Source organism: Nocardioides eburneiflavus (assembly GCF_004785795.1).
Taxonomy (GTDB): Bacteria; Actinomycetota; Actinomycetes; order Propionibacteriales; family Nocardioidaceae; genus Nocardioides; species Nocardioides eburneiflavus.
The window spans coordinates 3,431,721-3,455,266 of the sequence record NZ_SRRO01000001.1 but is presented as its reverse complement, the minus strand read 5'-3'; the positions used below and the strand labels follow the sequence as shown (position 1 = coordinate 3,455,266).

The following is a 23,546-nucleotide window of genomic DNA, read 5'->3' as shown; positions in this document are numbered from 1 at the left end:
CGGCCACCCCGTGGCGAGCCGCCCTGCCTCAGCCCGCCTCGGCGACCGTGACCGTGTCGAGCGCGAGGCGCACCCAGTCGACGAGGTCGGCCAGTGAGAACGGCTTGGCGAGGACCGCATCGGCTCCAGCGTCCAGCGAGGCCGCGACGTGCTCGTCGCCGGCGAAGCCGCTGACGACGAGGATCGGGCCGAGGTAGCCGTCGGACCGCAGCAGGCGGACGGCGTCGAGGCCGTCCATGTCGGGCAGGCCGCGATCCATGACCACCGCGTCGAACCCGCCCTCCCGGACGAGCGTGCGGGCGGCCTGCCCCGCGCCCTCCTGGCGGACCTCGAAGCCGGCCCGCGTGAGGACCAGTCCCATGACGTGCACGAGGTCGGGTTCGTCCTCGACGATCAGCACAGTGGCGGGCACTCGCCGAACATACAACGAGCAGCCACGTCATACCCACGAAACGGTGACATCCGCGTGTGGGGTCGGGTCAGGTGCGCGCCGCCATCCCGCGGTCGAGCTCCGCGATGATCCGTGGACGCAGCTCGGTCGGATGGATGACCGCGTCGACCGAGCCGACCTCGACGGCGCGGTGGATGTTGTGGACCCCGTCGAACGCGGCCGCCACCTCGCTGATCTTCTCGGCGCGCAGCGTGGTCCTGAGGTCGGCCAGCTCGAGCAGCAGCCTGGCGCGCGCCGGGCCCTCGGCAGCCGCGACCTGCGCCTCCAGCTCCTGGTGGCGCGGGTCCGCCGCGGCCCGCTTGTCGACCTCCGCGGAGAACACGACCGCCGCGGCCGGGGCTCCGCCGATCACCGAGGCGAAGGAGCCCTCGACCGCCAGCACCGTCATGGCGGGGTTGAGCGCCTTGGAGAACACCACGAACGCACCGCCGTGGTAACGCGAGATCACGCAGAAGACGATGGGTCCGTCGAAGTTGACGATCGCCCGGCCGATCTCGGCGCCGTACTCGAGCTGGAGGCTGCGCATCGAGTCGGGCGAGCCGTCGAAGCCGGACAGGTTGGCGAGCACCACCAGCGGGCGGTTGCCGCTCGCGGCGTTGATCGCCCGCGCCGCCTTCTTCGACGACCGCGGGAAGAGCGTGCCCGCGGTGTAGGTGTCCGGCCCGTCGGTGGGAGGGAATCCGCGGCGCGGCACGGGCCGCGACTCGATGCCGAGCAGGCAGACCGGCCAGCCGCCGAGGTGCGCGTCCATCACCACGGCCGTCTCCGCGTCGGCCATGCCGGCCCACCGCTCCAACGTCGCGTGGTCCGCGTCGGACACCGCCCGCATCACCGTGCGGATGTCGAAGGCCTTCTTGCGCTCGGGGTTGCGGGTGCTGGAGAAGATCTCCCCGACCGTGGTGAAGTCGCTGTCGGGCGTGCTGTGCGGGTACGACGTGACGTCGCGGTCCGTAGGGTCCGTGGTCGGGGCGCGGCGGGGACCGGCCTCGCCGGGCACGACGTAGGTGTGGGCGTAGTGCTGCATGAGCACGTCGAGGGCCGCGGGCAGGTGCGGCGCCCAGTACTGCGCCTGGCCGTTGGGTCCCATCACCCGGTCGTAGCCGCCGATCCCGAAGTTGTCCTCCGCGGACACGCCGCCGGAGAAGTCGAGCGACTGCTTGCCGGTGAGCACCATGGCGCTGTCGGGCGTCATCACGAGGATGCCGCGCGTGTGCATGAGCATCGTCGCCTCGGCGTTCCAGTAGGGCTGCGCGCCGACGTTGATGCCGGCCACCACGACGTTGATCTCGCCACCGTCCTGGGTGAACTCCACGATCCGCTTGAGCGCGGCCGCGACCCAGTCCATGTTCTCGGTGCCGGAGTCCATCGAGATCCGGGCACCGGCCGACAACGCGAACCACTCCACCGGCACCTGCATCCGCTCGGCGAGGTCGATCGCCGCGATGATGCGGGTGCACTCCGGCTCGGAGACGGCGCCCAGGGCCTTGGTGGGGTCGCCGCACAGCACGACGCGGGTGACGCCCTCGGGGTGCAGGTCGGTCGGTGTCGTGACCACCGCGACGAGCAGCGCCGCCTTGTTGAGCCCGCGGGGGCGCTGGACGGGCACCAGCGCGCCGGAGTCGTCGAGGTCGTGCTCGACGACGGTGCCGCCCGGTCCGGCCAGGAGGGTCTCGAGCTCGTAGGGGTAGACCAGGCCGCGCCGCTTGGCCCGCAGCACCTTGGAGGCGTAGTCGTCGAGCGGCTGCAGCGGCTCCGTGGGGGGGACGTCGATGGTGGTGTCGGCTCCCCCGCCGACCCGGGCCCGGAACCGCACCACGATCTGCTGCGGCGTACCGTCCGGGCCGGGCACCCGACCGTGGGCCTGGACCTCCTCGATGCTGGCGCCCTCCGTCAGCGGGGTGATCTTGTCACGCAGGGTGCTGAGCTGGTCGACGTCGGCGTCGACGACGGGCCACACGTGGACCCAGACCTGGTTGAGGTCGAGCTTCGCGCCGTCGGGCCGCTCGGTGCGGGCGCGGCGGATCGCCTCGAGGCAGTTCTCCACCGCGCGCTCCGCGTGCGGCAGCGCCACCACGGCGCCGGTCTCGTCGCGCACGACCGCCACCTGCCGCACCTGGGCGAGGGCCACGAGACGCTGGTCGGCCGGGTTGTCGGGGGCCGTGCAGTGGTAGAGCAGCACGTCCTCGGGCGCCTCGAGCCGTACGACGTCGAACTGCCGCAGCCGCCACAGGTTGAGGCGACGACCGACCATCGGGTGGATGCCGCGGACCAGGCGGTCCTCGGCCATCGCCGTCGGGGTCTGGTCGGCGACGGGCCGGAGGGTGACGTAGTCGACCGGGCGCTCCCCGCCGCGGGTCACCGCGACGACGATGCGCCGGATGTCGCCGGCGAAGGCGGTCTCGCCGACGAGCGCACCCAGCCGGTCGCTGGTCTCCTCCGCGGTGAGCTCCTCCCCCGGCCACGACAGGTAGAGGTCGACGACGGCCTCGGAGCCGGCCGGGCGCGCCGCGACCTGCTCGCCGATCGCCCGGACCAGAGCACCGTCGGTCTCGCCGAGCTCGTCGATCGTCCCCACCGTGGTCACGAGCCGGGTGGGACGGTCGACATCGAGGACGTAGTCGGCCACGGCGAACGGACGGCCGTCGACGTCGAGGACCCGGAGGTCGTGCAGCTCGTGCTCGCGGTAGTGGCGACGCACGAGCACCTCGAGCATCGGCTCCCGGGACGGGATCCCGCCGGCCAGGCGCTCGGCGAGGAACCGGACGATCTGCTCGGGGATCGCCGCCAGCGCCTCGATCCGCCGGGCCCGGTCCGGGGCATCGTCGTCGGACAGCTCGACGAGCTCACCCCGCACGCCGGCCAGGACGCTGGAGCGCTCCTCGTCGACAGCGGGCTGGTCGAACCAGCGGAAGCGGAGGCTGCGCGCCAGGTCGCCGACGATCGGGAACCGCAGCTGGGTGGCGCGCACCAGGCGCTCGAGGAGCGAGCGCACGACGTCGGCGTCGACCCCGGCCGGTGGCGGACCGGCGATCCAGCCCTGCAGGAGGCTGGTGACGAGCTGGACGTCGGCAGCCGAGCGCCGCTGGGCCAGGTAGATGCGGAAGACCGCCTCCTCGAGCTCCGGGGTCCGGTCCAGGTCGGTGACGCCGTAGCGCGCCAGCACGGCGCCCAGGCGTACGCCGAAGTGCGGGCCGAGGCCGTGGCGCTCGAGGTCGAGGCTCTGCAGGTAGGTGTGGAAGTGCTCGCGCGAGCTGTGCACGCGCAGCTCCGTGTGCTCCTCCTCGCCGCCCGGCCGGTTGCGACTCAGCTCCGCGAGCTCGGCGAACATCCGCAGCAGCTCGAGCTCCCCGGCCAGCACGTCGTGGCCCGCGGCCAGGGCCTCCTCGCGGTCGCCGAGGTAGCGCGTGAGGGTGCGTCGCTCGGTGGCCGGGTCGGTGTCGTAGCCGAGCATGATGGCGCGCAGGTCGGCGAGTCCTCGGGCCGCCCGCGCGTCCGGGGCGACCTCGGTCGCCGCCTCGGGCAGCTCGAGGTCCGGTCCGGAGCCCGCCGCATCGTCGGCGGCGGTCTCGGCGGCGTCGGCGACGGGCTCGATGCGCAGCAGCGGAGCGCCGTTCTCGACCTGGCTGCCTGTCTTGACCAGGATCTCGCGTACCCGTCCCGCGAACGGCGCGTGGAGCACCGTCTCCATCTTCATGCTCTCGAGGACGAGGACCGAGGTCCCCGCCTCGACCAGGTCGCCCTCGGCGACCGGTGTGGCGACGACCAGTGCGGGCGCCGGCGACCTGAGCATGCCGCCCTCGTCGCGGGTCACCCGGTGGGTGACCCCGTCCACCTCGACCAGCTGGACGGGTCCGTGGGTGGCGGTGACCAGCCGGAACCGCTGGCCGTTGACGGTGAGCGTGCTGTGGAACTCGTCGATCCGCGCGACCTGGGCGTCGACCACAGTCGCGTCGGCACCCTCGCCGGCGGCGACGGCCACGCGGAAGCGGTGCGGCCCGGTGCGCAGCGCCGTCACCTTGTAGGTGGTCCCGCGCAGCTTGAGGTCGACGCCGCGGCCCACCTCGTGCTGGACGTTGGGCCGGCCCCCTCGGGACGTCTCGAGGAGGTGCTCGATCTCGAGGCGCTCCTCGTCCTCGTACGCGTGGATCGCGGCGGCGACCAGGGCGACCCCGGAGTGCCGGTGGGAGTGGAGGCGGCCCTCGCCGCGTACCCGGTCGATCCAGCCGGTGTCCGCCCAGCCGGTCCCGCCGCCGTCGGTCACCTCGGGCTGGGCGAGCAGGTCGAGGATGAAGCTCTTGTTCGTGGCGCCGCCCTCGATCACGACCGTCGTCTCCGCGACGGCCCTGCGCAGCCGTGCGAGCGCCTCCTGCCGGGTCGAGCCGACGGCGATGATCTTGGCGATCATCGAGTCGAAGTCGGCGGGGATCGAGTCGCCGGTGCCGACCCCGGTGTCGACCCGCACGCCGGGGCCGGCGGGCAGGTCGAGCAGCGCGATGCGGCCCGGGGAGGGGGCGAAGTCGCGGTCGGGGTCCTCGGCGTTGAGCCGCGCCTCGACCGCGTGCCCGACCTCGCCCGGCTTGTCCCCCTCGAGCACTCCCCCGGACGCGACGAGCAGCTGGGCCCGGACCAGGTCGATCCCGGTGGTGGCCTCGGTGATGGGGTGCTCGACCTGCAGGCGCGTGTTGACCTCGAGGAAGGCGAAGGTCCGCTCGCCGGGGTGGTAGAGGAACTCGACCGTGGCGGCGCCGACGTAGCCCACGGCGAGCGCGAGCCGCTCGGCGGAGGCCTTCAGCTCCTCGGTCTGCTCGCGGTCGAGCAGCGGGGACGCGGACTCCTCGATGACCTTCTGGTTGCGACGCTGGACCGAGCAGTCGCGCACCCCGAGCGCCCAGGCGTGGCCGTGGCTGTCGGCGATCACCTGCACCTCGACGTGCCGGGCCCCGGTCACGAGCTTCTCGAGGAAGACCACGCCGCTGCCGAAGGCCCGCTCGGCCTCGTCGCGGGTGCGCTGGTAGGCGTCCTCGAGGTCGGCCGGCGCGGCCACCATCCGGATGCCCCGACCGCCTCCGCCCGCGGTCGCCTTGAGCATCAAGGGATAGCCCACCCGCTCGGCGGCCGCCAACGCGTCCTCGAGGGTGTCGACGCCGCCACGGCTCCAGGGCGCGACGGGGACGCCGACCTCCTCGGCGATCAGCTTCGAGCCGATCTTGTCGCCCAGGGTGCGCATGGCCTCCGAGCTCGGGCCGATGAACGTGACGCCGAGGCGGTCGCAGAGGTCGACGAAGGCGGGGTCCTCGGCCACGAAGCCCCAGCCCACCCACGCCGCGTCGGCACCGGTCTCCACGAGCGCCCGCTCCAGCACGGCCAGGTCGAGGTAGGGACGGGCCGCGGCAGGACCCAGGGAGTACGCCACGTCGGCCTCGCGCACGAACATCGCGGCGTGCTCCGCGTCGGTGTGGAGCGCCACGACCTCGATCGGGGCACCGGCCTGCTCGGCGTTGTGGTCCCTGACCGCATGGATGAGGCGCATGGCTGCCTCCCCCCGGTTGACGACCGCGATGCGGGAGAACCGGACACGACTGGAGGACCGCGACTCAGAGGACACGAGCCGAGACTGTCAGGCGGACACCCCTACCGTGAAGTCACATCACCACGGACGCGTGTCGACGACGCACCGGCGTCGGTGATCGGCGTGATCCACGACTGGTGGGTCGTGCTGTTCTTGGTGATGGCGAGCAGCTCGTCCATGTGCGGCTCGAGGCCGGTGACCTTGTCGAGCGGGACGCCCACGATGAGCTGGAAGCCGAGGCCGCGCCACGCCTGGACGGCACGACCGGCGAACTCGGAGTCGGCCTTGACGAACCCCTCGTCGAGGAACACCGGGGCGAACCGGGGACGCGACCGCATCTCGTCGCCGAGGCGGAAGCGCAGCGCGGAGCCGACGATGAACGCCACCAGCTCCTGGCTCTCGCCACCGCTCTTCTCCCCGAGCGTGCGGTAGGTGGCGCGCAGCTCGCCGGTGGTGTGGTCGTAGCGCTCGGCGCTGATCTCGACGTGGCGGCGTACGTCGAGCAGCCGTTCGCGGTCGGTGAGCGACGCGGTGGCCTCACCGACCTGGCTGGGCCTGCGCAGCTGCTGCATGAACCTGCTCAGGTCGGCGAAGCGCTGCTCGAGGGCCTCCTCGCCCAGGTCGTTCGTGGAGCCCGACGAGACCGCGCGGAGGTCCTTCATGAAGGTCTGGACCTGGGCCGGCGCCAGGCGGCGGAGCCGGATCCGGAGCCGGTCCCCCGACGCGCCGAACTCGAGACGACGCAGGATGGCGTTGATCGGCTCGAGCCGGTCCTCGATCTCCTCGACGGAGGCGGCCATGGCGCCGACGAGGGGTACCAGGTCCTGGCCGCTCCACTCCGTGAGCCGGCGCCGCCACTCGGAGCGTCGCGCCGCGAGGCCCTCCCCGCGGATGTCGTCGAGGATGCGGGCGTAGTCCGGGTAGGACTCCGCGGTGGTGCCGAGGTTCGGGGAGTCCCACTGCAGCTTGTAGACCCGGAACACCTGCACCAGGTCGTCGTCGACGCGTCGGACCTCCGCCTCGGCGTCGGCGACCGCGTCGCGGAGCCGCTGGGCGAGGCGGTGGGACGTCTCGGCGAACCGTGCGAGGTCGTCGGGGTCCGCCGGCGCCGCAGCGGCCGCGAAGTCGGCGGCCAGTGCGTCGTCCTGCTCGGGCTCCAGCACGACCGTGCCGGCCTCCTCGATCGCCTGCAGCCGGTCCTTGACGTCGTCCTCGGCGTCGACGAGCTCGGCGTGCTCCGCGTTGAGCTCGCGTTGCCGCTGCTCGAGGGCGTAGCGGGTGCGCCGCGTCTCCTCCAGCCGCGCGGAGAGCTCGGCGATCTGTGCGTCCAGCGCCTGCAGGCCGTCGTCGGACCCGAGGATCTCGGCCCGGCGGCGCTCGAGGTCGGCGATCCGGCGGTCGCTGCCGTCGACGTCGAGGTCGTCGAACCGCGCGGTGGCGACGGCGTCGTAGGACGCGCGCTGCTGCTCCAGCACCCGCGACCGCTGGTCGAGCTGCACGAGCTCGGCCCCGACCCGGTCCAGTCGCTCCTCGAGGTCGGCCAGCTCGGCGTCGACGTCGGCGATCGCGTCCGTGCTGGAGAAGCCGATGATGCTGCGGGCGTCGTTGCGCCCGTGGGTGCCACGACGCCCGTTGCGGGTCTGGCCCGCGAGGGTGACCCGGAACCCCGGGCCGGCGAGGCCGTCCGCGTCCTCGACGCAGAGGGCGTTGCGCGAGGGCTCCCCGACATGGGCCTGGACCCAGCCGGAGAACGGCGAGTCCTGGAAGACCAGCTTGCCGGCGACCCGCTCGGGGTCGGCCGGGCCGAGATCGGGCAGGTCGAGCTCGACCCCCTCGAACACGAGGCGGCCGCGCAGCCGGAGCCCGTCGATCGCCGACGAGAAGGCCTCCAGCCGGTCGAGGGGCACGAGCAGCATCCTGGCGCTGGCGCCGAGGACCGTCTCGATCGCGGTGCGCCACCGCGCCTCCTCGGGTGCCACGTCGATGAGCTCGGCGACGAAGGGCAGCTCGTCCTCGCCGATCCCGCTCGCCCGGGCGACCTCGGCGCGCAGCTCGTGCATGCGCGCCGGCATCCGCCCGGCCCGGTGCTCGAGCGACGCACGCTCGCGGCGCAGCTCGGCCTGCCGCTCGCTGAGCGGGAACTGGCTGCGCAGCACCGCGTCGCGCTCGCGGCGGTTCCGCTCCTGCTCGCGCTGCCAGCCGGCGAGCCACTGCTGCGCGTGCAGCTGCAGCACGGCGTACGCCTCGCTCGACAGCAATGCCGACTCGACGTCCGGCGCCTGGGCGTCCGTGGCGTCGATGAGCGGCAGCAGGCGCTCCTGCAGGACCGAGCGTCGGGCGAGCCGGTCCTCGCGGACGACCTGCTCCTGCTCGAGCGACAGGGCGAGCGACTGGAGCGTGGACCCTCCGGCCGCGCGGTGCGACTCCTTGGTGCCCTCGAGGTCGGACAGGTGGGTCTGCTCCGCCGAGGTCGTCGCGCCGAGCTCGTCGGCGGTCGCGGCGCGCGCGGCCCGGTTGGTGACGACCGCGGCCTCGATCAACCGGAGGTGCGTGCGCAGCAGCCACAGCCGGAGCGGGGTGTCGCCGGACGCGGTCACCCCGTAGGAGTCGAGCTCCGCGAGCCGCCGAGTGGCCTCGACCTTGCGGTCGTGGAGGTCGGCGATCGGCGCCAGCAGCTCGAGCTTCTGCTCCTCGGTGCGCATGGCGGAGTGGGCCGTGTCGAGGTCGTCGAAGTGCTCGATGGCCCGGTCCGCGGCCGCGAAGGTGGAGGGCCGCTCGAGGACCATGTCCTTGTAGAGCTCGTCCACGCTGCGGACCTGGTTGCCCGCCTGGATCCGGGCGAGCAGCCGCAGGGCCTTCGCGCCGTCGCCGTTGGCGCCGATGCCGAGCCGCGCGTGCAGGACGGCGGCGAGCTCGGCGTACGTGCGGTGCACCCGGATGCCGGGGAAGAGCTTCTTCAGGGTGGTGGCGTGGAAGCGCTCGGGCACGGCGACCTCGAGCGAGTCGAGCGGCAGCGCGCCGTCCTGGGTGGCCAGCTGCATCTGGACGTCGCCGGACCGGGTCGCGCGCCGGGGGACGTAGTAGGTGCGCAGCGCCGTGAAGCGACCGCCCTGGTCGTTGACGAACGTCATCGCGATGGCGCCCCAGGTGTCGCCGCCCTTGCCGCGGAGCAGCTTCTCGACCGGCCGACCCGTGCGGGGGTCGTCGACCACGTCGACCGCGCCGCGCAGGTAGGACAGGAGGTTGCGCTGGCCGACGCCACGGGCGCGGCCCGCGACGGCGTCGTTGGACGCGCCGTTGAACTTCGTGTCGGACGGCATCATCAGCGCCGTGTAGGCGTCGAGGATGGTGCTCTTGCCGACGCCGGACGCGCCGGAGATCATCGTCGCGTCGCCGCGCAGCGGCACGACGGTGAGCCCGTCGAAGCCTCCCCAGTTGACCATCTGGAGCAGGGCTGCCCGCCACTGCATGGTGTCGTCGGCGGGCGTGGCGACGTCCTTGCGGTCGAAGAGCCCGTCGACCACCGGCTGCTCGATCTCGTCGATGGACATGCTCACTGCTCCCCTGCTGTCGTGCCCGCTGTGGTTCCGGTTGTGCTTCCGGCCGCGTCCGGGACGTCGTCGAACAGGTCGTCCGGGTCGTCGGCCGCAGGGACCTCGTTGCTGTTGGCCGCGACCAGCGCCGCCAGGAGGTCCTGCAGGAGCTCCAGCGGGATCAACGGCTCCACCGCCTCGCTGATCTCGAACCGCTCATCGGTGGCGGTCGGGATCAGCAGCCCGGACTTCACGACGCTGGCGACCGCGTTGCGTGCCCGCTTGTCGTCGCCGGCGACATCCGTGGCGTGCGCGGGGCGGAAGCTCGCGACGTAGCCGACGACGTCCTCGCGGTCGACGAACACGCGCAGGTCGCCGCTCGCGAGGCCGGCGCGGAGCCGGTCGCGCAGGTGGACCAGCACCAGCGTCTCCTCGCGCGACCACGCGGCGTCGTAGAGCATGGTGGGGAAGCGGCTCCCCGTCTCGGAGGTCGCCTGCCGCTTCCACGCGACCTCACGGGCGCGGTCCACCTGCAGGTCGAGGAAGAGGTCGTTGAGCCGCGAGCGGAGCAAGCGCTCGTGCTCGACGAGCACGGTCCAGTCCCGCGGGTGGGTGCGTGCGCTGATGAAGCGCTGCTTGAGCAGCGTCACGAGGGCGCGCCGCTGGGCGTACTCGAGGCCGCCCTCGTCGCCCTCGAAGAGGGACACCGAGTCGTGGAGCACCTCGTCGTCGACCTCCGTGTCGACCTCCGGCGCGAGCTCCCGGTCGGTCTCCGGGTCGATCCCCGTCCCGGTCTCCGTCTCCGGGTGGGTGTGGACGCTCATGCGCGCTCCTCCGTCTCGTGCGGGGTCGGCCGGTCGGGGTCGGGCAGGGGGGTGCGGGGCACGGCGAAGGTCCGCTGGCTGCCGTCGGGGCGTACGGCCGCGAAGGGCTCCACGGCCTCCTCGGAGGGCCAGGCCCGGTCGGCGGCGAGGTGCAGGAGGCCGAAGATCTCGACCGGACGACGCAGGGACGGCTCCAGGTCGTCGAACAGGGCGCCGAGGGAGGCCACCGGGAGCAGCGAGGTGGTCGCGGCGTCGAGGCGCTCGCGCAGCGTCGCCAGCCGGGGTCCGCCCTGCGCCACGAGCTCCTCGAGCGAGACCGGGGGCGCGAGAGCCGGGTCCGGCGTGCTGATGCGGTCGGGGAGGACGTCGTCCGCGGGGTCGTGGAAGCGCTCGCGGAGGTGCTCGACGCCAGCTCGTGCGGGCAGGAGCGCGACGTCGTGGGTGGCGCGCGGGCCGGTGGTCGCCATCCAGGTCATCAGCTCGGCCTCCACCTGGCGCAGGGTCTGCTCGAGCTCGCGGTCGCGGGCCGCGTCGTGGGAGACGATGTACTCCTTGAGGGTGGCGGTCACCCGGGAGCGCTGCGCGAGGACCCGGTCGAGGCCGTCGCGCACCAGCCGCACCGTGCCGCGCAGCTCGGCGCGGTCGGCGTCGCTGAGGATCCGGTCGGACAGCGGGTGCTCGAGCAGGGCGGTCAGGTCCTCCCGCAGCTGCGTCACCAGGGCGTCGTCGCGCAGCAGCGCGAACGCCCCCTCGAAGGCACGACCCTCGTGGGTCGCGGTCATCAGGGCGTCGGCGCGGGCGAGGTAGTCGTCGATCACCTCGCCGGCCGGCCGGTCCTCGGCCCGGAACGCCGACAAGATCTCCGAGCGGATCGTCGCGAAGCGCTCCTCGACCCGGGCGAAGTCGCTCGGCAGCGCGGAGATCAGGGAGAGCAGCTCGGTGAACCCCTCGAGCATGTAGTCCTCGGTGGCCCCGGCCAGGTCCCCGCCGTCGACCAGGCGGTCGCGCTCAGCTCGGAGTCGCGCGATCTCCGCGTTGAGGATCGAGACGCGCGCCGTACGGTCCGGGTTCGCCTCGGAGTTGAAGCGCCGGACCGTGCCGAGGATGGTCGCGACCCGGTGCTCGCTGAGCGTGGCCCGGTCACGCGCCAGGTTCTTCACCAGCTCGAGTGCCTGCTGGGCGTGCGAGGTCAGCGCGTAGACCTCGTGGCCCGCATCGTCGAGCGAGCGCACCAACCACTGCCCGCGCATCCAGCGCTGGCAGATCTCCCGGCCGCTGCCGGTCGGGACGTCCTGCTCCCCCGCCACCCGCATCGCGGCGAGGTGCTCCTCGACCTGCGTGTGCAGCCGGGCGGTGGGGATCGGGTTGTTGCTGCGACCGAACGCGGTGCGGAAGATCGTGATCACCACGGGCGCCTGGCGCTGGTGCAGGAGGGTCAGCGTGGGTTGCGCGAAGGCTCCCTTGACGCGCGCGAGCTCGCCTGCGATCCCGCTCAACGTCCGGTCCCCGCTTCCTGCCTGCCTGTGGTCGGTGCGCAAGCATGGCAAAGGGCTCGGACAGCACGTGGAGCCGGGTGGCCCAGCCGGTTCAGCCCGGCGTCTCGTCGAGCAGCCGCCGCAGCTCCGGCTCCGGGAGCGCCGTCCACCGGGCGGCGTCGGCGATCGACATGTCCGCGCCGCCCCCGTTCAGCAGTGCACGTACGTCGGTGAGCGCGTCCTGTCGCAGCACGTCCGCGAGCACGATGCGCTGCCCCGCTGCTGTCAGGTGGTCCCGTACCTCGTCGTTCATGATGTCTCCCCTGTGTCGCCAGGGGCCCCACGCCCCTCGCTGCGGACAAGGATGCCCCAGCACCGGACGAGACCACGGAGGTTGTCGTCAACCTTTCGTCAACCTTTACCCGACGGACCGTCTGTCCATGGTTTGTCCAAGGTCTTCGCTTTTCGGCTGTCGGGACGGTCGGCCCCCGGTCAGGATCGTCGTGCGCACCCAACGGCGCAGCGACCATCGACCCACACCCCCCGAAGGAGACCTCGTGACAACGCTCGCGATGCCCCCGACTCCCCTCCGCAGCCAGGCACGCGCCACGCGTACGACCAGCGTCGTCGCCGGGTTGCGCGACACGAGCTCCGCGGGCGAGCGACAGCGGCCGGTCGACGAGCTGATCGAGGCCAACCTCGCGATGGCCCGCTCCATGGCCGCCCGCTACCGCAACCGCGGCATCGACCTCGAGGACCTCCAGCAGGTCGCCCTCGTCGGCCTCACCAAGGCGGCCCAGCGCTTCGACGCCTCCGCCGGGCACGACTTCCTGTCCTACGCCGTCCCGACCATCCGCGGCGAGCTGCGCCGCCACTTCCGCGACGCGGGCTGGATGATCCGCGTGCCCCGCCGGGTGCAGGACCTGCAGGCGCGCATCCAGCGCGCCCAGCCCGTCCTCGAGGCGCACCTGGGACGCTCGCCACGCGCCACCGAGGTCGCCGCCCACCTCGAGGCCGACCTCGACGACGTCATCGAGGCGCTCGCCGCCTCGGGTTGCTTCCGGCCGACCTCCATCGACAGCCCCACGGGCAACGGCACGGACACGATCGCCGACCTGCTGGGCTGGGACGACACCGCCCTGGCCTCCGTGGAGGCCAGGCTGGTGCTGGGCACCGCCGTCAGCACTCTCTCCGAGCGCGAGCAGCGCATCCTCCAGTGGCGCTTCGTCGACGAGCACACGCAGCAGGAGATCGCCGAGCTCGTCGGGCTCACGCAGGCGCAGGTCTCCCGCATCCTGACGCGCGTCCTCGCCCGACTGCGGGCGGGCCTGTCCGAGCCGGTCCCCGCCGCCTGACCCTCGCACCCGGGCGGGAACGTCTCACCGTTGCCCCCGAAATGGGGCTTGTCCGCCGCCCACCGTGGTGCCACGGTCCGAGGATGACCGGACCGCGCCGCCACCACGTCCTGATCGGCCTCCTCGCCTCCGCCCTCGCCCTGGGCACCGCCCTGGCGTCCGGCACCAGCGTCCATGCGGGGCCTCCCGGCGCCGGGGCGGCCGGCACCCCGGCGCGTACGGCCACGGTGATGACGCGCAACCTCTACCTCGGCGCCGAGCTCGGACCGGTCCTGGCGGCGCTCGGCTCCGGCAACAGCGCTGCGATCGTGGGCGCCGCCACCCAGACCTGGGCAGCGGTCCAGGCGACGCGTCCGGCCGAGCGGATGGCCGCGATGGCCGACGAGATCGTCGCGGCCGCCCCGGCCGTGGTCGGCCTCCAGGAGGTCACGACCTGGACCACGTTCGCCTACGACCCCGCGACCGGCGTGGCGAGCGACCCGACCGTGGCGTACGACTTCCTCGACCTGCTGCTCGACGCACTGGCCGAGCGTGGTGCCGACTACCGCGAGGTCGCCGGCGCCACCGCACACAACTTCTCCTCGCCGCCCATCCCGGTCCTGGCCAGCCCCTCGGCCACATTCCCGACCCGTGCGGTGCGACTGGCCGACCGTGACGTGATCATCGCCCGCGACGACGTGCGCACCACGAACGCCCGCACCGGGACGTTCCAGGTGATCATCCGCTTCCCCGTCGGCGGGGCGCTGCTGCCGGTCGCCCGCGGCTGGGGCTCGGCGGACGTCGGCGTCGGCAAGGCGTCGTTCCGGTTCGTCAACTCCCACCTCGAGGCCTTCGGCCTCCCCGGCCTCGATGCCGAGCAGCTCCGGGTCGCCCAGGCGCGCGAGCTCCTCGCCGCGCAGGCGGACCTGGCGTCCCGGATCGGCGAGCTGCCGATGGTCTACGTCGGCGACTACAACTCACGTGCCCCCGACGCCCCGGCGTACTCGCAGCTGCTGGCCGGCGTGGGCGCCGACGCGTGGCCGCGGACCCACCCCGGCGACCCCGGGTTCACCTGCTGCCTCGGCGCGACCCTCACCGACCCGGACAACCCACTCACCTCACGGATCGACCTGGTCCTGCACAGCCGGGACGTCAAGGCCGCCCGCGCCCACATCGTCGGCGACGAGCCGGCCGACATGACCGCGTCGGGACTGTGGCCCTCGGACCACGCCGGCGTGGTGGCGCGCCTGGTGTTCCCCGCTCGACGCGGAGCGGACGCGGGTGGACCTCAGTCGTCCTCCCAGTAGGGGCCCTTCAGGTAGGGGTCGCGCTCGACGGTGGTGACGGGACGCCGCACGGTCCGCCAGACCGTACGGGTCGTCCCGTCCGGGTCGGTCACCGTGCGGCGGACCCGGAAGTTGGCGTACGACGTGGTGTAGGCGTTGCGCGAGTTGCGGGCGTGGTCCCACTGGTAGTTGAAGTTCGTCAGGTACTTCTTCGCCACGACGGCCCCGCGCACGGTGAACCACACCTCGTCGTTGGCCGTGCTGAGGCTCGACCAGTTGACCGAGCCGGTGAGCACCATCGACGAGTCCGGCACGCCGTTGTAGGTGCCTTGGACGACCAGGTACTTCTGGTGGCTGTAGTAGTCGAGGATGAGGTCGTCGACGCCGTCGTTGTTGAGGTCGAAGTTGTCGTCGAGGTTGTAGTCCATGCCTGTCGAGCGGAGCGGGATGCGACCGCGCTTGGTCGGAGCGGCGATGACGCCCTTCGTGTGGTAGCCGATGAGGCCGTAGGTCACCCGCACGTCGCAGCCCTGAACCCATTTCTGCCGGATGGCCTCGGCGAGGTAGTCGCCGCGGGCGCCGCGCATGGTGTGCATCGACAGGGCCAGGCGGGTGCGCTTCACCTTGCCGGTCCCGGGGTCGGGAGTCAGGCACCGGACTCGGTCGAGCAGGTGGACCACCAGGTCGTCCTTCGGCCTCGAGACCCGCGGGAACGCGACCGCCGTGTGCTTGTCGACCGAGTCGTCGCAGACGCCGGTGAGCGCGACGCCGCAGAACGCGATCGGTTCCTGGCGGGTGTCGTGGTCCTTGCGCATGTCGTTGAACAGCCCGACGAACTGGCGGAACAGCTCGTGGTCACCGTCGGTGAAGTAGAGGTCGTTCCACTGGTGGATCGCGGCGTTGCGCGTCATGTTGGCCGAGCCGACCGCCACCACGTCCTTCGACCGCCCTGCCTGGCTGAAGAGGTAGAACTTCGAGTGCAGGTTGTTGAACTCGTTGGCCGCGCCGCGACAGCTCTGGCGGCACTTGTAGACGAAGCTGTTGCGCCGCGGGTTCTTGCCGACCTCGGCGCGGAGGGTCCGCACGGCCGCGTTCTCCCAGTGGTCGTTGAGGAGCATCTGCACCCTGACGCCACGACGGTGGGCGGCCACGAGGGCCCGCGCCACGTTGAGGCGGTCCAGGGAGTAGATCGCGATCCGGATGGTGGAGCCCTTGCGGGTGCGATCGATGGTGTCGATGACCTTGCGCTCGATGCGGAAGTGGCCCTTCGCGCGGTGCGGGTCGTTGAAGAACGGTCCGCTGGGCGCCTTCCACTTCTTCGACGTCCCCGGCTTCTCGCCGGCGATGCCGGGCTTCGCGGCGGCGGTGCCGGGCTGCGCCGCGACCGCTCCGGGCGCGGCACCGCCCAGCGTCGACAGCACCAGGCAGATGCTCCCCACGAGCACCGACAACTTCGTCACGACCAGTCCCCCTTGCGAGATGAGCCGTGTCAGCATAGGCATCCCCTGGGCGGCTCGACCGACGCCGCGCCCGGGAGGGGCCTCAAGCGCACCTCTCGCTTGACTCGTTCGAACGCATGTTCGATCATGGGGACATGTCCTCCGCCCGCCCCGTCACCGACCTCGTGTCGGGCCTGGCGCCGGGGCTCGACCCGGGACGATCGGTGGTCGAGCAGCTCCGCGAACGGGTCGCGGCGATGGAGCGCAGGCCTGCGCTCGAGCCGGTCCCGACCCTGCCCGGCATCGCCGACCTGGTCCCGATGCACGCGGGCTCGACCTACTCCGTCGACACGGCGTCGCTGGCCCTCGCACTGGCTGCCGGGGCGTCCCGGGCAGGGGAGTGGGTCGGCTTCGCAGGCTGCACCGACTTCGGCGCCGAGGCCGCTGCCGAGCTCGGGATCGACCTCGCCCGCACGGTGCTGGTGCCCGACCCCGGTGAGCACTGGCTGGAGGTCACGGCCGCGCTGGTCGACGTGCTGCGCGTGGTGGTCCTGCGGCCACCCGCCTCCGTCGACGAGCGCACGGCGGGCATCCTCGACTCGCGCCTGCGCACCCGGTCCGCGGTGCTCGTCGTCCACGGCGCCTGGCCGCGGGCCGAGGCCCGCCTGAGCGTCGAGGAGTCGAGCTGGACCGGTCCGCTGGCCGGCAGCGGCCAGCTGCTGGAGCGTCGCGCCCGCGTGGTCGTGCGCCGCGGCGCGCGCCCGCCGCGGCGCGCGGACCTGACCTGGCCCGAGGTGCAGGGGGCAGAGGTGCGCGAGCTCCGACGGGCGTCGGGATGAGCGCGCCATGAGGGTCATGGTCGTGTGGTGCCCCGACTGGTCGGTGGTCGCCGCGCTCGAGGATGCCGCGAGGTCGTCGCGCTCCCCCGCCGCCGTGCTCGCGGCCAACGTCGTGGAGGTGTGCAACGGTCCGGCCCGCGCCGAGGGCGTACGCCGGGGGCAGCGCCGTCGCGACGCCCAGGCCCGGTGTCCCGAGCTCCTGCTGCTGCCCGCCAACCCCGACCGCGACGCGCGCGCCTTCGAGCCGGTCCTGGCGACCGTGGAGGACCTCCGCCCGGGAGTGGCAGCGCTGCGCCCCGGCCTGCTCGCCGTCCGCGCCCCGGGCAGCTGGTACGGCACCGAGGCCGACGCCGCGGCGACCGTCTGCCAGGCCCTGGTCGAGGCCGAGGTCTGGGACGTCCGCATCGGCATCGCCGACGACCTCTTCACCGCCGAGCAGGCGGCCCGCACCGCCGAGGTGCAGCAGTGGGTCGTCGTGCCCGAGGGCGGATCCCCCTCCTTCCTGCGGGGGCTGCCGGTCCACGTGCTCGCCGACGACGGACCTCGCGGTCGAGACCTGGTCGGGCTGCTGCAGCGACTCGGGCTCCGCACGCTGGGCGACCTGGCCGACCTGCCCGCCGAGGCGGTGGCGCAGCGGCTGGGGGCCCACGGAGCGGCCGTGCACCGACGGGCGCGGGGCGACGACCGGGAGCTCTTCGCCGCCCGTACGCCTCCTCCCGAGCTGGAGGCCGACGTCGCGTTCGAGCCGCCCCTCGACTCCGTCGAGGCGATCACCTTCAGCGTGCGCACGACCGCCGAGCGGTTCGTGACGCAGCTGGCGCACCACCAGCTCGTCGCGACCGGGGTGCGCGTCGAGGCGGAGACCGACGGCGTCGTGTGCTCCTCGCGCACCTGGCTGCACCCGCGCCACTTCGGCGCCCGCGACCTGGTCGACCGGGTGCACTGGCAGCTGCAGTCCGCCGGCTCCACGAGCCGGGGCGGCAGCTCGCTGCGCGCCCGCAAGGACACCGGCACCGTGCGCGCCCCGATCGACCGGGTGCGGTTCGTGCCCGAGGTGGTCGAGCCTGCCGCCGCGCACGGCGAGGCCCTGTGGGGATCGGCGTCCGACGACCTCGTCGAGCGCGGCGTCGCGCGGGTGCAGGGAATGGTCGGCTTCGACGCCGTCCAGCGGCCGGTGCTCCAGGGCGGTCGCAGCCCGGCAGCCCGGCAGGTCCTGGTGCCGTGGGGCGAGCGCGCCGTCGACCTGCGCCCGGTCGACCGGCCGTGGCCCGGACGGGTGCCGGGACCGGCGCCGGTGCGGGTCTTCGCCACCCCGCCGGCCGCCGAGGTCGTGGACGAGTCGGGCCGTGACGTGCGGGTCACCGATCGCGGCGTGGTCACGGGCGAGCCGCGCCGCTTCCGCGTCGGCGGCGATCGCGACGGCCAGGGACTGCCCTGGCAACCCGTCACCGCGTGGGCCGGGCCGTGGCCGGTCGACGAGGGGTGGTGGTCCGGCGGGTCCGGGCCCACGGCCCGCTTCCAGGTCGTCGGTGCCGACGGGCGCGCCTGGCTGCTCGTTCGCGCACCCGGCGGCTGGGCGCTGGAGGCGGGCTATGACTGATGGGCGGAGGGGCTGATGGGCTGGAACAACCCCGCCATGAGCTGGAAGGAGCTCGAGCGCCGGCTCAGCGGGCTCCCGGGCGCGGACGACGCGCCCGTGTCGCGGCGCAAGCGCGCCGCCGTGGAGCAGCGTGCCATCGAGCGTCCCGCCGTGGTGACCCCCTACGCCGAGCTGCACTGCCACAGCCACTTCAGCTTCCTCGACGGCGCCAGCTCCCCGGCCGAGCTCGTCGAGGAGTCCGTACGCCTCGGCCTGCACGCGCTGGCGATCACCGACCACGACGGGTTCTACGGCGCCCCGATGCTGGCTGAGGCCGCCGCGGCCCACGGCCTGCCCACGGTGTTCGGCGCGGAGCTGTCCCTCGGCCTCACCGCACCGCAGGCCGGCGTGCCCGACCCCGAGGGCAGCCACCTGCTGGTGCTCGCGCGCGGGGTCGAGGGCTACCACCGGCTCGCCGCCGCGATGACCGAGGCCCACCTGCGCGGCGACGAGAAGGGCCGTCCCGTCTACGACCTCGACGAGCTCGGCGAGCAGGGGCGGGGGCACTGGGTGGTGCTCACCGGCTGTCGCAAGGGCACCGTCCCACAGGCGTTGGCGTCGGAGGGCGAGTCCGCGGCCGCCGAGGCCCTCGACCGGCTGACGTCGCTCTTCGGCCTCGAGCACGTCCTCGTCGAGCTGTCCCCGCGCCCCGGCGCCGACACTGCCAACTCCTCGCTCGCCCGGCTCGCCGGCGTCCACGGCCTCGACGTCGTCGCGGCCGGCAACGTCCACCACGCCACCCCCCAGCGCCACCGGCTGGCCTCCGCGATGGCCGCCGTACGCTCGCGCCGCAGCCTCGCCGAGCTCGACGGCTGGCTCGACCTGTCGGGCTCCGCCCACCTGCGCAGCGGCGCCGAGACGGCCACCGCGCTGGCGGCCCACGCCGGCGACGTCGGGCGCCGGGCCGTCGCCCGCAGCGTCTCGCTCGCCGACGAGCTCGCCTTCGACCTGCACAAGGCCTCCCCTGCCCTGCCCAAGCGCCAGATCCCCGAGGGCCACACCGCCGACTCGTGGCTGCGGGTGCTGGCCGAGCGCGGCTTCGCCGAGAGGTACGCCGGCGTCCCCCACGAGGCCGAGGCCCGCGAGCGGCTCGAGCACGAGCTGCGGATCATCGCCGAGAAGGACTTCGCCGGCTACTTCGTGATCGTCCACGACATCGTCGCCTTCGCCCGTGGGCGGAAGATCCTCTGCCAGGGCCGCGGGTCGGCCGCGAGCTCCGCGGTCTGCTACGCCCTCGGGATCACCGCGGTCGACGCAGTCTTCTACCGGCTCCCGTTCGAGCGGTTCATCTCCGCGCACCGCGACGAGGAGCCCGACATCGACGTCGACTTCGACTCCGACCGGCGCGAGGAGGTCATCCAGTGGGTCTACGACACCTACGGCCGCCGCAACGCCGCCCAGGTCGCCAACGTCATCGCCTACCGCCCCCGGATGGCGGTGCGCGACGCCGCCAAGGCGCTCGGCTTCTCCCCCGGGCAGCAGGACGCCTGGTCCAAGCAGATCGACGGGTGGAGGTCCGTCGTGGCCGGCGACCAGGGCGACCCCGACGCCCACGACGTGCCGGCGCCGGTGGTCGCGCTCGCCGAGGAGCTGATGGGGGCGCCGCGCCACCTCGGCATCCACTCGGGCGGGATGGTGCTCACCGAGCGGCCGATCGGCGAGGTCTGCCCCATCGAGCGCGCCCGCATGGACAGGCGCACCGTCCTCCAGTGGGACAAGGACGCCTGCGAGTCGATGGGGCTGGTGAAGTTCGACCTGCTCGGCCTCGGGATGCTGGGCGCCCTCGACCACATGATGCGGCTGGTCGCCGAGCACCTCGGTGAGGAGTGGGACCTCGCGACCATGCCCAAGGAGGAGCCCGCGGTCTACGACATGCTCTGTCGCGCCGACTCGATCGGGGTCTTCCAGGTCGAGAGCCGGGCCCAGATCGGCACGCTCCCGCGGCTGCGGCCGCGCGAGTTCTACGACCTCGCGATCGAGATCGCGCTCATCCGTCCGGGTCCGATCCAGGGCGGGGCCGTCCACCCCTACGTCCGCCGCGCCACCGGGCAGGAGCCGGTGACCTACGACCACCCCGAGCTCGTCCCCGTGCTCGAGCGCACCAAGGGCGTGCCCCTGTTCCAGGAGCAGCTGATGGCGATGGCGGTCACCCTCGGCGACTGCACGCGGGACGACGCCGACCTCCTGCGGCGCGCGATGGGCTCCAAGCGCGGCGTCGAGCGCATCGAGTCGGTCAAGGCCAAGCTCTACGACGGCATGTCGCGGCGCGGCATCACCGGCGAGCTGGCCGACTCGATCTACGTCAAGATCCTGTCCTTCGCCAACTTCGGCTTCGCCGAGTCCCACGCGCTGTCGTTCGCCCTGCTGGTCTACGCCTCGTCCTGGTTCAAGCTGCACTACCCCGCGGCGTTCCTGGCCGGGCTGCTGCGCAACCAGCCGATGGGGTTCTACTCCCCGCAGTCGCTCGTGGGTGACGCACGCCGCCACGGTGTCGACGTACGCCGCCCCGACGTCACCCGGTCCGCCGCACAGGCCGACCTCGAAGGGGTGGTGCCGGGCCCGGTCGCCGCGACCGGGCTCGAGGCGTGCTGCCGCCCGCGCTTCGAGAGGGTCGAATGGGTCCCCGGGACCCCCGACCCGGTGCCCGCCCACCGCCGCGACGCCCACCTCGCCGTACGCCTCGGGCTGGACTCGGTGCGCGGCATCGGGCTCGACGTGGCGCGCCGCATCGTCGCCGCACGCGAGGAGGCGCCGTTCTCCGACATCACCGACCTGTCCCGTCGCGCGGGACTGACGTCGGCGCAGCTGGAGGCGCTGGCCACCGCGGGCGCCTTCGACGCGTGGGGCCTCGGCCGGCGCGAGGCGCTGTGGGCGGCCGGCTTCGCCGAGGGTCCCGGGCACCTGGCTGGCACCACCCCGACGACGCCACCCCCGACCCTGCCCGCGATGAGCGAGCCGGAGGTCACCCTGGCCGACCTCTGGGCCACCGGCGTCTCGCCGGAGCGGCACCCCCTCGAGCACCTGCGCGACGAACTCCGCCGTGCCGGGATCCGCTCGGTCGCCGAGCTCGCCACGGCGGAGGCCGGCCGCCGGGTGCACGTCGGCGGCCTGGTCACCCACCGGCAACGCCCCGGCACCGCGATGGGCGTCACCTTCCTCAACCTCGAGGACGAGACGGGCATGCTCAACGTCGTCTGCTCGATCGGGGTGATGAAGGCGCACCGACGGGCCGCCCGCAACCGGGTCGCCGTGGTCGTGCGCGGACGGCTCGAGCGCAACGAGGGCGTCACCAACCTGGTCGCCGACCGGGTGGAGGGCATCGACGTGGTCGTGCCGGGCGCCGGGGCGGTGCTCCAGGCGCGGGCGTCGTCGCGTGACTTCCGCTGACCCCGTGCCTGTGCCGAGGGGTGGGGCGCGCGTCACCGCGTGACCCTATGCTCGAAGCGTGGTCGACACCCCGATGCAAGCCTCCGACTACTCCTACTCCCTCGTCATCCCGGTCTACAACAGCCAGGACGTCGTCGGTCGGACCATCGACGCCGTACTCGACGTGTTTGAGCGCGCGGGGCTGCGCCACCAGGTCGTCCTGGTCAACGACGGCAGCCGCGACGCGAGCTGGGACGTCATCTCGGAGCGCGCCCGGAGCTCGCCCCACGTCGTCGCGCTCGACCTGCTGCGCAACTACGGCCAGCACCACGCCAACCTCGCCGGCATGCGTGAGGCGACCGGTGACTACGTCATCACCCTCGACGACGACCTGCAGAATCCGCCCGACCAGGCACTTCTGCTGATCGAGAAGGCGATGGATGGCCACGACGTCGTCTTCGGTCGCTTCGAGCAGAAGCAGGCCCGCGGCCACCGACGGCTGGGGAGCCGGGTGATCAGCATGATCAACCGCCGCGTCTTCAACCAGCCGCCCGGTCTCGCGGTGTCCAACTTTCGCATCCTGAGCCGTGACGTCGTGGAGCGGATCTGCAGCGCCCGCACCGCCCACCCCTACATCACCGGTCAGGCGCTGATGTTCTCCAGCGATCCCGCCGACGTGCTGGTGCGGCACGACGCGCGCCCCGTCGGCACCAGCAACTACGGCCTGCGGCGCATCGCCTCCCTCGTGCTGACCATCCTCTTCAGCTACTCGGTCTTCCCCCTTCGGGCCGCCGCGGGTGTCGGCTTCGCGGTGGCCGGCGGCAGCTTCCTCCTCGGCCTCTTCTACCTCGTCCGCTCGCTCTTCGTGGACTCGGAGGTGCCGGGATGGACGACGATCGCGGTGCTGCTGGCCGTCCTCAACGGCTTCGTCATCATGCTGCTGTCGATGCTGGGCGAGTACGTCGTACGCACCCTCGACGCGGTCAGCACCGTGAGCTCCTACCACGTCGCGCGGAGGGTCTCCTCGTGAGCGGGTGCGACCATCGCCACCTCCTGCTCGTCGGCGCCCAGCGCTGCGGCACGACGTTCCTCAGCCGGGTCCTGGACGACCACCCGGACGTCGCGATGGCCCGGCCGTCACCCCCGGAGCCCAAGGTCTTCTGCGACGCCGCGCTCACCGCGAAGGGCTCGGACTGGTACCACCGCACGTGGTTCGCGCATGTCCGCGACGAGGAGCTGCTCGGCGACAAGAGCACCAGCTACCTCGAGGACCCCGACGCCCCGTCACGGGCCGCGGAGGTGCTGGGCGGGGCCGAGGTGGTGGCGCTGCTCCGTGACCCGGTGCGCCGGGCGGTGTCGCACTGGCGGTTCAGCACCGCCAACGGTCTCGAGACCCGGGACCTCGAGGAGGCCCTGCTCGCCGACCTCCGCGACGACCAGCCCTGGGACCCGCAGCTGTCGTCGGTGTCCCCCTACGCCTACGTGCGGCGGGGTCGCTACGCCGAGCAGCTCGCGCCGTGGGTCGCCACGTTCCCCACGACCACGCGGGTCGTCCTCCTCGAGGAGCTGCTGGGAGACCGCGGCGCGCTGCCCGCGCTCGTCGGGGCCCTCGGCCTCGACCCGGGACGTACGCCGGCGCCGCCCGACGCGGTCAACGCGAGCGCAGGCGACGCGCCGACGCTGGATCCAGGCGTGAGGAGGACGCTCACGGGGTACTTCGAGGAGAGCAACGCACAGCTGGCCACCCTGCTGGGCAGGCCGTTGCCATGGTGAGTCGTGGCGAGCAGTGAC

Annotated in this window: 14 protein-coding genes; 7 read left to right on the top strand and 7 right to left on the bottom strand. The window is 73.1% G+C overall.

What is annotated here, in order from left to right; all coding sequences use genetic code 11:
- Nucleotides 1-28: 28 nt before the first annotated feature.
- The 6 genes from EXE59_RS16240 to EXE59_RS16215 form a co-directional block, all read right to left on the bottom strand.
- Nucleotides 29-412, bottom strand: a complete 384-nt coding sequence (locus tag EXE59_RS16240) for a response regulator transcription factor (protein ID WP_135839831.1) — start codon at nt 410-412, stop codon at nt 29-31.
- A gap of 67 nt (nt 413-479) precedes the next feature.
- Nucleotides 480-6,056, bottom strand: a complete 5,577-nt coding sequence (locus tag EXE59_RS16235) for an ATP-binding protein (RefSeq protein ID WP_281280324.1) — start codon at nt 6,054-6,056, stop codon at nt 480-482.
- A 26-nt stretch (nt 6,057-6,082) separates the two neighbouring features.
- Nucleotides 6,083-9,571, bottom strand: a complete 3,489-nt coding sequence (locus tag EXE59_RS16230; protein WP_135839829.1) for an ATP-binding protein — start codon at nt 9,569-9,571, stop codon at nt 6,083-6,085.
- A 2-nt stretch (nt 9,572-9,573) separates the two neighbouring features.
- Nucleotides 9,574-10,377 carry a DUF4194 domain-containing protein gene (locus tag EXE59_RS16225; RefSeq protein ID WP_135839828.1) on the bottom strand — a complete coding sequence of 268 codons (804 nt, stop codon included), beginning with the start codon at nt 10,375-10,377 and terminating at the stop codon, nt 9,574-9,576.
- On the bottom strand, nt 10,374-11,873 hold the full coding sequence (locus EXE59_RS16220) for a DUF3375 domain-containing protein (protein WP_135839827.1): 1,500 nt from the start codon (nt 11,871-11,873) through the stop codon (nt 10,374-10,376). The genes EXE59_RS16225 and EXE59_RS16220 overlap by 4 nt, the downstream gene beginning before the upstream one ends.
- Before the next feature lie 91 nt (nt 11,874-11,964).
- Nucleotides 11,965-12,165 (bottom strand): hypothetical protein, encoded by a 201-nt coding sequence (locus EXE59_RS16215; RefSeq protein WP_135839826.1) that lies wholly within the window; start codon nt 12,163-12,165, stop codon nt 11,965-11,967.
- A 244-nt stretch (nt 12,166-12,409) separates the two neighbouring features.
- Here EXE59_RS16215 and EXE59_RS16210 point away from each other — a divergent pair, with 244 nt between their 5' ends.
- Both EXE59_RS16210 and EXE59_RS16205 read left to right on the top strand, forming a co-directional pair.
- Nucleotides 12,410-13,207: a SigB/SigF/SigG family RNA polymerase sigma factor gene (locus EXE59_RS16210; RefSeq protein WP_246056833.1), complete on the top strand. Its 798-nt coding sequence runs from the start codon at nt 12,410-12,412 to the stop codon at nt 13,205-13,207.
- An 83-nt stretch (nt 13,208-13,290) separates the two neighbouring features.
- Entirely contained in the window at nt 13,291-14,493 is a 1,203-nt protein-coding gene (locus EXE59_RS16205) for an endonuclease/exonuclease/phosphatase family protein (RefSeq protein ID WP_135839825.1), read from the top strand.
- Here EXE59_RS16205 and EXE59_RS16200 read toward each other — a convergent pair.
- Entirely contained in the window at nt 14,475-15,932 is a 1,458-nt protein-coding gene (locus EXE59_RS16200) for a phospholipase D-like domain-containing protein (RefSeq protein WP_168218553.1), read from the bottom strand. The two genes, EXE59_RS16205 and EXE59_RS16200, sit on opposite strands and share 19 nt — an antisense overlap.
- Nucleotides 15,933-16,066: 134 nt before the next feature.
- Between EXE59_RS16200 and EXE59_RS16195 the strand changes: the two genes are divergently transcribed.
- Genes EXE59_RS16195 through EXE59_RS16175 form a run of 5 tightly spaced genes read left to right on the top strand, consistent with a single transcriptional unit; the run spans nt 16,067 to nt 23,528 of the window.
- Nucleotides 16,067-16,750 (top strand): hypothetical protein, encoded by a 684-nt coding sequence (locus EXE59_RS16195; protein WP_135839823.1) that lies wholly within the window; start codon nt 16,067-16,069, stop codon nt 16,748-16,750.
- Nucleotides 16,751-16,757: 7 nt separating this feature from the next.
- Nucleotides 16,758-18,350, top strand: a complete 1,593-nt coding sequence (locus EXE59_RS16190; RefSeq protein ID WP_135839822.1) for a DNA polymerase Y family protein — start codon at nt 16,758-16,760, stop codon at nt 18,348-18,350.
- A gap of 15 nt (nt 18,351-18,365) precedes the next feature.
- Nucleotides 18,366-21,776 carry an error-prone DNA polymerase gene (locus EXE59_RS16185; RefSeq protein WP_135839821.1) on the top strand — a complete coding sequence of 1,137 codons (3,411 nt, stop codon included), beginning with the start codon at nt 18,366-18,368 and terminating at the stop codon, nt 21,774-21,776.
- 58 nt (nt 21,777-21,834) lie between these two features.
- The gene (locus EXE59_RS16180; protein ID WP_135839820.1) at nt 21,835-22,785 is read left to right on the top strand and encodes a glycosyltransferase family 2 protein; all 951 of its coding nucleotides are present in this window, start codon (nt 21,835-21,837) and stop codon (nt 22,783-22,785) included.
- Complete coding sequence (locus EXE59_RS16175; RefSeq protein WP_135839819.1) at nt 22,782-23,528, top strand: sulfotransferase family protein; 747 nt, start codon at nt 22,782-22,784, stop codon at nt 23,526-23,528. Before EXE59_RS16180 ends, EXE59_RS16175 begins: the two co-directional genes overlap by 4 nt.
- Nucleotides 23,529-23,546 lie beyond the last annotated feature (18 nt).

What these genes read in the sequence shown, in the direction of transcription:
- EXE59_RS16230 (WP_135839829.1), bottom strand. Translation starts at nt 9,571, where the DNA reads ATGTCCATCGACGAGATCGAGCAGCCGGTGGTCGACGGGCTCTTCGAC.
- EXE59_RS16225 (WP_135839828.1), bottom strand. Translation starts at nt 10,377, where the DNA reads ATGAGCGTCCACACCCACCCGGAGACGGAGACCGGGACGGGGATCGAC.
- EXE59_RS16215 (WP_135839826.1), bottom strand. Translation starts at nt 12,165, where the DNA reads ATGAACGACGAGGTACGGGACCACCTGACAGCAGCGGGGCAGCGCATC.
- EXE59_RS16205 (WP_135839825.1), top strand. Translation starts at nt 13,291, where the DNA reads ATGACCGGACCGCGCCGCCACCACGTCCTGATCGGCCTCCTCGCCTCC.
- EXE59_RS16195 (WP_135839823.1), top strand. Translation starts at nt 16,067, where the DNA reads ATGTCCTCCGCCCGCCCCGTCACCGACCTCGTGTCGGGCCTGGCGCCG.
- EXE59_RS16190 (WP_135839822.1), top strand. Translation starts at nt 16,758, where the DNA reads ATGAGGGTCATGGTCGTGTGGTGCCCCGACTGGTCGGTGGTCGCCGCG.
- EXE59_RS16185 (WP_135839821.1), top strand. Translation starts at nt 18,366, where the DNA reads ATGGGCTGGAACAACCCCGCCATGAGCTGGAAGGAGCTCGAGCGCCGG.